This is a genomic window from Micromonospora sp. AMSO12t (genome assembly GCF_008806585.1).
In the GTDB taxonomy this organism is placed as follows: domain Bacteria; phylum Actinomycetota; class Actinomycetes; order Mycobacteriales; family Micromonosporaceae; genus Micromonospora; species Micromonospora reichwaldensis.
The window spans coordinates 17,944-28,632 of the sequence record NZ_WAAS01000069.1 but is presented as its reverse complement, the minus strand read 5'-3'; the positions used below and the strand labels follow the sequence as shown (position 1 = coordinate 28,632).

Annotated in this window: 10 protein-coding genes and 1 pseudogene; 6 read left to right on the top strand and 5 right to left on the bottom strand. The window is 72.0% G+C overall.

Annotated elements, in window-relative coordinates; genetic code table 11:
- The 4 genes and pseudogenes from F6X68_RS13450 to F6X68_RS13435 form a co-directional block, all read right to left on the bottom strand.
- Positions 1-602 (bottom strand): annotated as a pseudogene (locus tag F6X68_RS13450) (hypothetical protein); the annotation flags it as partial.
- A gap of 76 nt (positions 603-678) precedes the next feature.
- Positions 679-981 (bottom strand): cupin, encoded by a 303-nt coding sequence (locus F6X68_RS13445; protein WP_088998381.1) that lies wholly within the window; start codon positions 979-981, stop codon positions 679-681.
- Positions 978-1,928: an LLM class F420-dependent oxidoreductase gene (locus tag F6X68_RS13440; RefSeq protein ID WP_151454594.1), complete on the bottom strand. Its 951-nt coding sequence runs from the start codon at positions 1,926-1,928 to the stop codon at positions 978-980. Before F6X68_RS13440 ends, F6X68_RS13445 begins: the two co-directional genes overlap by 4 nt.
- A gap of 2 nt (positions 1,929-1,930) precedes the next feature.
- Positions 1,931-2,716 (bottom strand): ABC transporter ATP-binding protein, encoded by a 786-nt coding sequence (locus F6X68_RS13435; RefSeq protein WP_151454592.1) that lies wholly within the window; start codon positions 2,714-2,716, stop codon positions 1,931-1,933.
- 265 nt (positions 2,717-2,981) lie between these two features.
- On the opposite strand from F6X68_RS13435, the gene F6X68_RS13430 reads away from it, so the two are divergent.
- Together F6X68_RS13430 and F6X68_RS13425 are read left to right on the top strand one after the other, a co-directional pair.
- Positions 2,982-4,013, top strand: coding sequence for an ABC transporter substrate-binding protein (locus F6X68_RS13430; protein WP_151454591.1), 1,032 nt, complete (start codon positions 2,982-2,984; stop codon positions 4,011-4,013).
- A 101-nt stretch (positions 4,014-4,114) separates the two neighbouring features.
- Positions 4,115-4,960 (top strand): ABC transporter permease, encoded by an 846-nt coding sequence (locus tag F6X68_RS13425; RefSeq protein ID WP_151454590.1) that lies wholly within the window; start codon positions 4,115-4,117, stop codon positions 4,958-4,960.
- A 109-nt stretch (positions 4,961-5,069) separates the two neighbouring features.
- Here F6X68_RS13425 and F6X68_RS13420 read toward each other — a convergent pair whose 3' ends face one another.
- Positions 5,070-6,251: an ABC transporter substrate-binding protein gene (locus F6X68_RS13420; protein ID WP_151454589.1), complete on the bottom strand. Its 1,182-nt coding sequence runs from the start codon at positions 6,249-6,251 to the stop codon at positions 5,070-5,072.
- 445 nt (positions 6,252-6,696) lie between these two features.
- On the opposite strand from F6X68_RS13420, the gene F6X68_RS13415 reads away from it, so the two are divergent.
- The 4 genes from F6X68_RS13415 (at position 6,697) to F6X68_RS13400 (ending at position 10,668) form a co-directional block, all read left to right on the top strand.
- Positions 6,697-9,207 (top strand): sensor histidine kinase, encoded by a 2,511-nt coding sequence (locus tag F6X68_RS13415; RefSeq protein ID WP_151454588.1) that lies wholly within the window; start codon positions 6,697-6,699, stop codon positions 9,205-9,207.
- Positions 9,204-9,611 carry a roadblock/LC7 domain-containing protein gene (locus F6X68_RS13410; protein WP_067359650.1) on the top strand — a complete coding sequence of 136 codons (408 nt, stop codon included), beginning with the start codon at positions 9,204-9,206 and terminating at the stop codon, positions 9,609-9,611. The genes F6X68_RS13415 and F6X68_RS13410 overlap by 4 nt, the downstream gene beginning before the upstream one ends.
- An 87-nt stretch (positions 9,612-9,698) precedes the next feature.
- On the top strand, positions 9,699-10,064 hold the full coding sequence (locus tag F6X68_RS13405; protein ID WP_151454587.1) for a DUF742 domain-containing protein: 366 nt from the start codon (positions 9,699-9,701) through the stop codon (positions 10,062-10,064).
- A complete protein-coding gene (locus F6X68_RS13400) occupies positions 10,045-10,668 on the top strand; it encodes an ATP/GTP-binding protein (RefSeq protein ID WP_088998389.1) in 624 nt (207 codons plus the stop codon). Before F6X68_RS13405 ends, F6X68_RS13400 begins: the two co-directional genes overlap by 20 nt.
- Positions 10,669-10,689: the final 21 nt, after the last annotated feature.

The window sequence follows — 10,689 nt, the reverse complement described above, 5'->3', positions numbered from 1 at the left end:
AGGACCACCAGGGCCAGCCCCTGCACCGCGCCGGCGTCGAGGGACGCCGGCTCCAGCACCCCCAGTCGTACGGTGCCCAGCGGGCCGGTCGAGACCAGCGACGGGGCCACCGAGACCAGGGCCAGCAGCCAGAGCGCGCCCGCGATCGCCGCCACGTTCCATCCCACCGGCGGCTGGAGCAGGACGGCGACGGCGGCACCCGCGCCCACCAGCGCACCGAGGACCGCGCAGATGCCGACGGCCCAGACCGGGTCCATCGAGACGAGTTCGGCCGCCCGGGCCGGCTGCATGCAGAGCGGCGCGACGACGGTGGCGCCCAGCGCGGCGGCGCCGGCGACGGCGAGCAGGCGCCCGGTGCCGGCCAGCCCGCCGTCCCGGCGGGCCAGGCGCTCGGTGAGCACCGCGCCCACCACGGCGGCGTTCGCCGCGAACCAGCCCGCCCAGACGAGCTGGGCCGGCCACTGGTTGATGGTGGCGCCGGTGAAGGTGCCGGAGAGCCGGACGATGCCGAAGCCGAAGGCGATGCCGAGCTGACCGGCCCCGGCCAGCAGGCTCACCCCGAGCGCGGTGAGCAGCAGTCTGCCCCAGGTCCGAAAGGCCATGTCCGGCACGTTACGCACCTGTTGACCAGGCCGCCACCGGCGCGCCGCGAGCGGGGGGCGACCCGCCGGCCGGCGGTTACTTCAGTTCGACCAGCCGGGCCAGGTACGTCGTGTCGCCCACGTTGGTCAGCATGTGCACGGCGCCCGGATCCCGGTAGACCACCCCGCCGGTCGGCTCGTCGGCGTCGATGAGGGTGCCGTCGATCGTCTGTACGACGTTCTTCGCGCCCTGGATCGCCACCACGAGGTACGGGTGGTCGTGCCGGTGCAGCGGCTGCCGCTCGCCCGGCTCCAGCCGGATGTGCCAGACGCGGACGCGGTCGTTCTCGTACACGATCTCCTGGCCCACCGGGCCGAGTTCGAGGTGTGCGTCGGTCATCGGGTTCCGTCCAGTCGGGGGAGCACCTCGGCGGCGATGAGCTCCAGGTGGTCGAGGTCGGCGAAGTCGATCAGGCGCAGGTGCACCCGGGTGGCGCCGACGGCGGCGAACTCGCCGATCCGGTCGACGAGCTGCGCGGGCGAGCCGACCACCGCGTCCTCCGGCGGCAGCGCGCTCGTGGCGTGCAGCGGGGCGGCGCGGCGCTGCGCCTCGGCGTCGGTGCGGCCGATCGCCACCACGATGCCGGCAGAGAGGGTGAGCGGGGCGCGTCCCGACTCGGCCCGGCCGGCCCGGTCGCAGGCCTCCCGCACCCGCTCGTACGCGGCGGCGGTCTCCGCGACGGTCTTGAACGGCATGTTGAACTCGTCGGCGTAGCGGGCGGCGAGGTCGGGGGTGCGCTTCGGGCCGCGTCCGCCCACGATGACCGGTGGGCCGGGCACCTGCACCGGCTTCGGCAGGGCGGGGGCGTCCACCAGCCGGTAGTGGTCGCCGGTGAAGCTGTACGTCTCGCCCGGCGGCGTCCGCCACAGCCCGGTGATGATCTCCAACTGCTCGGCGAGCCGGTCGAAGCGCTCGCCGATGCCCGGGAACGGGATGCCGTAGGAGGTGTGCTCGCGTTCGTACCAGCCGGCGCCGATGCCGAGGTCGACCCGGCCGCCGCTCATCTGGTCCACCTGGGCCACCATCACGGCCAGCGGGCCGGGCAGCCGGAAGGTGGCGGAGGTGACCAGGGTGCCGAGCCGGATCCGGCTGGTCTCGCGGGCCAGCGCGGCCAGCGTCAGCCAGGCGTCGGTCGGGCCGGGGGGCGCGGGCTCGTCACCCATCGCCTGGTAGTGGTCGGCGCGGAGGAAGCCCTCGAAGCCGCCGTCCTCGGCCAGCCGGGCGAAGCGGAGCTGGTCGTCGTAGCTGGCGCCCCGGTGCGGCTCGGTGAAGACGGTGACCCGCATGCTCATCGTGTTTCCGCGCCGGCTGTCACCGGCAGGTCCCGCTCCATGAGGAGTTCGTGCAGGTCGGCGCTGACCCGGGCGACGTCCGCCAGGTGCGCGTTGCGGCCGAGGGTGCGCGGTCGCGGGATGTTCACGTCGACCACCTTGCGGATCCGGCCGGGGCGAGGGCTGAGTACGACCACCCGGTCGGCCAGCAGCACCGCCTCGTCGATCGAGTGGGTGACGAAGACGACGGTGGCCCCGGACGTCATGTGCACGCGCTGCAACTCGCCGGAGAGTTCCTCGCGGGTGAGCGCGTCGAGCGCGGAGAACGGCTCGTCCATCAGCATCACCCGGGGCTCGCCGATCAGCGACCGGCACAGCGAGACGCGCTGCTGCATGCCGCCGGAGAGTTCGTGCGGCAGCCGCTTCTCGAAGCCGCCCAGTCCGGCGAGTTCCAGCAGTTGCCGGGCCCGGTCGCGGTGCTTGGCCCGCTTCCAGCCGAACATCTCGACCGGCAGCAGGACGTTGTCCAGGACGGTGCGCCAGGGGAGCAGGGCCGGCCGCTGGAAGAGCATCGCGATGTCCGGGCGGGGCTTGGTGATCGGCGCACCGGCCACGGTGATCCTGCCCTCGCTGACCGGGAGCAGGCCGGCGATCAGACGCAGCATCGTGGACTTGCCGCAACCGGAGCGGCCGAGTACGGCGACGAACTCGCCCGCCGCCACGTCGAGGTCGATGCCGCGCAGCGCCTCGACCCGGCCGCTGCGGCCGTCGAAGGTGCGGGACACCCCGGAAAGCTTGATCATCTCCGGCGGACCTCCTGAGTCGGCGATCAGCGATCGCGGCCCAGGGTAACCGCCTGGTGTGGACGACACGACGTCCGGGGTGGAAGCGAGGATTTTTCCGTAACGAAACCCATACGCCGGGCATTGTCAGGGCCGGTTTCTCGTACGCTGTGCCAGCTAAGAGTCCCCTCACGACGGTTTGCCGGCCCAACCCCTCGGCCGGCCCGCCAGACAACCCCCTCCGGCGGCGGCGTGCCGCTCCGGTCGGAAAGGACATGGTGCACTGATGAGAAGGCTGACCCGTACGGTCGCTGCCGCTGCGCTGGCCACCGCCCTCGCCCTGGTCTCCGGGTGCAGCGGCGACTCGGACTCCGGCGCCGACGCCAAGGGCGGCAACGGCGCGGCGTTGGAGAAGGTGACCTACCTCACCTCGTTCGGCAACTTCGGCCGTGACTCCTACGCCTGGGTCGCTAAGGAGAAGGGCTTCTTCAAGGAGGCCGGGTTCGACGTCGACATCAAGCCGGGTCAGGGCACCAACGCCGTGATCTCGACAATCGTCGGCGGCCAGGCCCAGTTCGGCCCGATCGACCTCACCGGCGGTCTGCTCCAGCTCGGCGGCGGCCAGGCCAAGGACTTCGTCGCGGTCGCCGCGATCCAGCAGCGCACGATGGCCGCCATCGCCACCGTCGAGGGCAAGGGCATCGCGTCGCCGAAGGACCTGGAGGGCAAGAAGCTCGCCGACACCGAGGGCTCCGTCGTGCGCAACCTCTTCCCGACGTACGCCCGGATGGCCGGCGTGGACGCCAGCAAGGTGACCTGGGTGCCCGGCCAGGCGCAGGCCCTGATGGGCATGCTCGGCTCCGGCACGGTGGACGGCATCGGCCAGTTCGTCGTCGGCCAGCCCACGATCGAGACGGTGACCAAGCAGAAGGCCGTCATGTTGCCCTACAGCAACGTGATGCAGGACCTCTACGGCAACGTGCTGATCACCTCCTCCAAGATCGCCAAGGAGAAGCCGGAGATGGTCAAGCGGTTCACCGGGGCCCTGTTGAAGGGCCTGGACTACGCGCTGACCAACCCGCAGGAGGCGGGCGAGCTGCTGAAGAAGAACGTCGACGCCGCCAACCCCGCCGCGGCCGCCGCCGAGCTCCAGCTCATGGCCGGCTACGTGCGCTCCAGCAACTCCGGCACCCAGCTCGGCACCCTGGACAGCGGCCGGGTCGCCAAGAGCATCGCGATCCTGCAGGGCGCCGGCGCGCTCAAGCAGAACATCACCCCCGACCAGATCATCGACTTCAGCCTCGCGCCGAAGGCCTGACAGCCGCCCACCGTGGCACGGGGGGTGCGGTCGACCGGGGCGACCCGGTGGACCGCACCCCCCGTCGCGTGCCGGCCCGGCCGGCAGGAGAGGAGAAATCCGTGACGGAGACGACCGGTACCCGGTCCGTCCGCACCGGAACGGAGCCCGCGCACCGGCCCACGGCCCCGCGCCGCTCCGGCGTACGCCCGGCAGCCGTCGGGCTGCCGCTGCTCGGCGCGGTGATCACGGTGGCCGCCTGGTGGCTGGTCACGTCGGGCCTGCAACTGGTGCACCCGGTGTCGCTGCCCCCGCCGCAGGCGGTGTGGAAGGCGCTGGTCGCGGGCGCCGACGTGCTGATGCCGGCGCTGGGCGTCACCACCACGATGACGGTGGTCGGCTTCCTGTTGTCGGCGGTGGCCGGGGTGCTGATCGGGATGGCCCTGGCCGGCTCCCGCCGCGTCGAGCGGATGTTCGCGCCGCTGCTGGTGGCGGTCAACGCGGTGCCGAAGATCGCCCTCGGGCCGCTGCTGGTGGTCTCGGTCGGCTGGGGTACGAAGCCGATCCTGACCATGGTGTTCCTGCTCTGCTTCTTCCCGGTCGTGCTCTCCACGGCGACCGGTCTCACCACCACCCCCAACGACCTGGCCGAGCTGGCCCGGTCGCTGAACGCCTCGTGGTGGCAGGCGTTCCGCAAGGTGCGCCTCCCCGCCGCGCTGCCGCAGATCTTCGTCGGGCTCAAGGTGGCGATGCCGCTGGCCGCGATCGGCGCGGTGATCGGCGAGTTCTACTCCGACAAGCCGGGGCTGGGCTACCAGATCCTGCAGTACAACGGCGTGGGGGACACCGCGACCGCCTGGGCGGCGATCGTGCTGATCGCGCTGATGAGCATCCTGCTCTACAGCGCACTGTCCCTGGTCGAGCGGCTCGCCCTGCCGTGGGTCCGCGCCACCACGTCGGCCCGCTGACCCGCTCGGACGGTCGATGGTGTGGCCCGCCGGGGTACGGCGGGCCACACCGGCGCGCTGGTCCGACGCGGTCCCGTGCGCCGGATCCCGTCCACCACCGACCGGTCGGTCAGCCCGCGAGGCGCCAGCGTCCGTTGCGCGCGACCAGGGTGGTGAGGGCCTGCGGCATCAGGCCGGAGTGGTTGTCCGGGGTCATCCGGATCGGCCCGGAGAGACCGTCCAGCTGGGTCGTCTCCAGCACGTTCCGGACGCCGTCGCGGTCGACCTCGCCAGGCTCGCCGCCCGAGCGGAGTTCGGCGTCGGCGATGAGCTGCACCGCGTCGGCCGCGAACGAGGAGGATCCGTTGTAGCCGCCGAAGCGGGCGGTGTAGTCCTGGAACCACTGGCGGCGGGCCGCCTTGGCCGGGGTGGTGGCGATGACGTCGTCGATCACCATGGTCTGGGTGAAGACCAGCGTGGTGCGTTCGGTCGCCCCGGACGCGGCACCGAGGAAGAGGTCGCCGGCCGCCGTCGCGTCGAAGAAGAGTTCGCCCTTGTACTTGGCCTGCTGGGCGGCGGTGGCGGCCAGCGTCGCCTGCTCCGCCGGGGTCCAGACGACCAGCGCGTCCGGCTTCTTGTCGATCAGGTCCTTGACCGGCTTGGCGACGTCGGTGGCGGTGGTGCGCACGGCCTCCTCGCGCAGCAGTTTGACGCCGGCCTTCGCGAACTCGGCGCGCAGCGCGGTCAACCCCTCGCGGCCGTAGGCGTCGTCGCTGTGCAGCACGCCCGCCTTGCGGACGCCCTTGCGGCGCATCTCGCCGGCGAGGGCGGCGGCGCTGTCGGCCGCGTTCGGGGAGAGCTTGAACACGTACCGCCGGTCGGCGACCGGGGTGGACACGGCGCTGGAGGCGGCGAGCGCAATGGTGGGAATTCGCTTCTCGTTGATGGTGCGGACGGCACCGACGGCGCATTCGTTGCAGCCGCCCATGATGATGGCGCTGACTTGGGAATCAGCGCTGAAGTCACCGATGTTGCGCAGCGACTCGCTCGCGTCCGACCGGTTGTCCTTCACCCGCAGCTCGACCTTCCGGCCGTTGAGCGCGCCGGAGGAGTTCAGCTGCTCGACCTTCAGTTCCAGCGCCCGCTGGTACGCCTTGCCGACGGGCGCGGCCGCGCCGGAGAGCTCGAGGTCCGCGGCGATGACGATGGGACTCGTGTCCTGCTCGTCCGCCCCGAACTGGCAGCCGGTGAGCGTGGTGGCCAGCACGGCCGATGCGAGCGCCGCGGCGGTCGCGGAGCGGATGGGGCTCAACTCAGTCCTCCAGATGCGGCCCGGGCGGTACCCGGTCACCGCCGGGTTGTCCGTCCTCAGTAGAGGAACGGGATCGGTCTGCCGTACGGTGTGCGCGAAGCCTGCAAAACCTTGCCAACGCCGCGCCCCGCGGTCAAGCGGAGCCTCGGATGCGTTTCGGGACACGTATCCCACATGGTGGGGCAACGGGAAGTTTGCAAACGCTTACTAATACGACACGGATGACCACTCTGGAGTTACATGCCCTGTTCACGGGCATGGAGAATTGAAGGTATTAGTTGACCGGATCACGGGATGCGAGCCCTCAGACCGTTTCCTACCCCGCCGCGACTTCCCAAACAGGATCAGTTCTGATGAAATCGCGGCCGTGCCGCGTGTGGCGCAGTCCGCTGCACCGGGCGCGAGTCGGCGGGGCAGGCGTGGAAGAAACGACGGAGGCGATGTCGTGAGCACCGGACCGACGACCCTGCCCGCGAGTGGCGACACCGAACAGCCCAAGCGGCGTCGGCTGCCCCGGCTCCGCGACGTGCGGATCCGCTCCAAGCTCGCCCTGATCCTGGTCGTGCCGGTCGCCGCGGTGCTCGCGTTGGCCACGGTCCGACTCGTCGCCGTCGGTGAGAACACCTTCGACGCCAACCAGGCCCGGGCGCTGACGGCGCTCTCCATCGACGTCTCCGCGTTGACGCAGGACCTGCACGCCGAGCGGATGGCCGCCGCCGCCTTCCTGTCGACGCCGCAGCAGAAGGCCGACGCCTACAACCTGCGGGTGCGCAGCACCGACGAGCGGGTCGAGGCGTACCGGGCGGAGCGCGGACGGGTCGGCGAGGTGCCGGCCGCCGTACGGGAGCGGCTGGCGACCATCGACGAGCACCTGGAGACGCTCGCCAGCACCCGGCAGGAGGTGCTGGACCGCCAGCAGATGGCGGTCGCCGAGGCGGCGCTCCGCTACGGGGTCATCATCACCGACCTGGTCGCGTACGGCGACGGGCTGGCCCAGCTGCCCGGCGACGAGCGGCTCTCGGACGCCCGGCGCGCGGTCGCCGCGTTCGCCCGCGCCAAGGCGGCCGTCGCCGAGGAGCAGTCGGTCGTCTACACCGCCCTCGTCGCCGGCAAGCTCGACGAGGAGCAGTTCTCCTCCTTCGTGGCCACGCTGACCAGCCAGCAGGAGGCGCTGGTCGCCTTCTCCCTGGCCGCCGACCCGACCCAGCGCGCCCTGGTCGACAGCACGGTCTCCGGTGACGCGGTCACCCTCGCCGACCGGGTGGCCGCCGACATCACCCGCTCGGTCGGGCAGACCTCGCCCGTGACCGCCCAGGACGCCACCGCCGCCATCGGCGCGGTCAACGACCTCATGCGGTGGGCCGAGATCCGGCTCCAGGACCGGCTGCTCAGCCAGGCCGACCAGGCCCGGTCGGACGTCATCCGGCAGGCCTTCATCGAGACGGCGCTGGTGCTGCTGACCCTCATCGTCGCGGTGACCCTCGCCGTGGTGCTGGCCCGCTCGCTCAACCACTCGCTGCGCCGGCTGCGGGAGGGCGCCCTCTCGGTGGCGAACCACGACCTGCCGGACGCGGTCAAGCGGCTGCAGAACGTCGGCAACGTCGGCGACGGCGGCGTCGAGGAGATCGTCCGGCAGGTACGCGACCCGATCCAGCTCAACAACCGCGACGAGGTGGGCCAGGTCGCGCTCGCCTTCAACGTCGTACACCGCGAGGCGGTCCGGGTGGCGGCCGAGCAGGCCGCGCTGCGTACCAGCGTCTCGGCGATGTTCCTCAACCTGGCCCGGCGCAGTCAGACCCTGGTCGACCGCATGATCGGCGAGCTCGACGCGATCGAGCGCGGCGAGGAGGACCCGAAGCGGCTCGCGCAGCTCTTCGAGCTGGACCACCTCGCCACCCGGATGCGCCGCAACGACGAGAACCTGCTCGTCCTGGCCGGCGCCGACTCCGCCGTGCCGCGCCGCGACGACGCCCTCCTGGTGGACGTGCTGCGGGCCGCGCAGTCCGAGGTGGAGCTCTACAACCGGATCGAGTTCGGCACCGTCGACACCGACATCTCGGTGGCGGCACACGCGGTCAACGACGTGGTGCGGCTCGTCGCCGAGCTGCTCGACAACGCCACCCGCTTCTCGCCGCCGACCACCACCGTGGTCGCCGACGCCCGACGGATCCGGGACTACGTCCTGATCCAGGTCGAGGACCGGGGCCTCGGCCTGACCGACGACCAGCTCGACTCGCTCAACCGGCGACTGGCCGCCCCGCCGAGCGTCGACGTCGCGGCGTTCCGGCTGATGGGTCTGGCCGTGGTCAGCCGGCTGGCCTCCCGCTACAGCATCCGCGTGGAGCTGCGCCGCAACGTGGAGGGCGGCACCGTCGCCCAGGTGACGCTCCCCGCCGCGACGGTGGTGCTGCCGCCCGTACACAGCCGGGACCAGCAGATCACCCGCCCCCGGCAGCCGCTCGCGGTCGAGCAGAACCCGCTCACCCCGGCCGGCCTCGGCGAGCCGGCCGGCGCGGGGCGTACCGCCTCGGCCACCCTCACCGACCAGTGGCGGTCCGCCGCCCCGACGCCGTGGCAGGCCCCGGAGCAGGCGCGGGACACCGCAGCCCCGGTGCAGGCCGGCGGCCTGATGTCGCCGCCCCCGGCGGCACCCCCGACCCGGCCTTCCTTCGCCGGCGGAGGCCCCTCGGTCGGTACGCCGACCGTCGCATACCCCACGGTCGACGCGCTGCCCAAGCGCATCCCCGCCGGCACCACCCGCTCGGGGCTGCCCAAGCGGCAGCCGCAGGCACAGCTCGTGCCCGGCGGGATCGAACCCCGGAGCGGCCGCGACCGCAGCCGGCGTACCCCGGACGAAGTTCGGGGCCTGTTGTCGGCCTACCACCGCGGCGTGCAGCGCGGCCGGGCGGCCGGCACGGACCAGGACAGCACCTCGACCAAGGAGACGAGTCGATGAACAGGCCAGCGGCCATGCAGGACATGAGTTGGTTGCTCACCAACTTCGCCGACAGCGTGGCGGGGATCGCCCACGTGGTGGCGGTGTCCGCCGACGGGCTGCTGCTCGCCTCCTCGCGGGACCTGCCCGCGGACCGGGCGGACCAGCTCGCGGCGATCACCTCGGGCGTGGTCAGCCTGACCGAGGGCGCCGCCCGGATGTTCAGCGCCGGCGGTGTGCTCCAGACGGTCATCGAGATGGACAGCGGCTACCTGTTCCTGATGTCGATCAGCGACGGCTCGTCGATGGCCGTGCTGGCGGCCCGCAGCTGCGACGTCGGTCAGGTGGGTTACGAGATGGCGCTGCTGGTCGAGCGGGTCGGTGCGGCGCTGGTGCCGCTGCCCCGGGACGCGGTGCGGTCCTAGCGGGCGCGACGCGCGGACGTGCGTCGCCAGGAACGAGAGGATCCGGTGCCCGACCAGGGGCCCGGCCGGGAGAGGAGGTGATCGTCGATGGACCAACGGCGCGTGGACCCACGTGGTGCGCTGGTACGGCCGTACGCGGTCACCCGCGGCCGGACCGAGGCCCGGATGGACATCGCCCTGGAGGCGGTCCTGACGGCCAGCGCGACCCAGGCTGCGGAGGCCCGCTTTGCGGGGCACGACAAGCACCGCATCGCCAACGTTTGTGAGGGCCGGGCGCAGTCGCTGGCCGAGATCTCCGCGTACACCCGGATGCCGCTGGGCGTCACCCGGGTGCTGGTCGCCGACATGGTGGCCGAGAGCCTGCTGACGCTACACACTGCCGCTCCCGCCGAGGGGTTCGAGGAGCGGATGGAAATCCTTGGAAGGGTGCTAAGTGGACTTCGCAGGCTATGACCCCGCCGGGGCCCGCCGAAACCGGGGAATCATCTCCGCGAAGATCGTGGTCGCGGGTGGCTTCGGCGTGGGCAAGACGACCCTGGTCGGCGCGATCTCGGAGATCACCCCGCTGAGAACCGAGGCGGTGATGACCGCGGCCGGTGTCGGCATCGACGACCCGTCCAAGGTGCCGGGGAAGCAGACCACCACGGTCGCCATGGACTTCGGCCGGATCACCATGGCCGAGGACCTGATCCTGTACCTCTTCGGCACGCCCGGCCAGACCCGGTTCTGGTTCATGTGGGACGAGATCATCAAGGGCGCCGTGGGGGCGGCCGTGCTGGTGGACACCCGCCGGATCACCGACGCCTTCGCGCCGCTGGACTACTTCGAGAACCGTCGGCTGCCGTACGTCGTGGCGTTGAACCGCTTCGACGGCGCGCCGCAGTACGAGCTGGAGGAGGTCCGCGAGGCGCTGGCCATCTCGCCGGACGTGCCGCTGGTGCTGACCGACGCCCGGCACCGGGACGCGGTCAAGCAGGTGCTGGTGACCGTCGTCGAGCACGCCATGCTCCGCCTCGAGGCCGAGCACGGCCGGGGCTACCCGGCGCCGGTCGGCTGATCGGGACGGCTCCCGCCTCCG

What these genes read in the sequence shown, in the direction of transcription:
- F6X68_RS13445 (WP_088998381.1), bottom strand. Translation starts at nt 981, where the DNA reads ATGACCGACGCACACCTCGAACTCGGCCCGGTGGGCCAGGAGATCGTG.
- F6X68_RS13440 (WP_151454594.1), bottom strand. Translation starts at nt 1,928, where the DNA reads ATGCGGGTCACCGTCTTCACCGAGCCGCACCGGGGCGCCAGCTACGAC.
- F6X68_RS13435 (WP_151454592.1), bottom strand. Translation starts at nt 2,716, where the DNA reads ATGATCAAGCTTTCCGGGGTGTCCCGCACCTTCGACGGCCGCAGCGGC.
- F6X68_RS13430 (WP_151454591.1), top strand. Translation starts at nt 2,982, where the DNA reads ATGAGAAGGCTGACCCGTACGGTCGCTGCCGCTGCGCTGGCCACCGCC.
- F6X68_RS13410 (WP_067359650.1), top strand. Translation starts at nt 9,204, where the DNA reads ATGAACAGGCCAGCGGCCATGCAGGACATGAGTTGGTTGCTCACCAAC.
- F6X68_RS13405 (WP_151454587.1), top strand. Translation starts at nt 9,699, where the DNA reads ATGGACCAACGGCGCGTGGACCCACGTGGTGCGCTGGTACGGCCGTAC.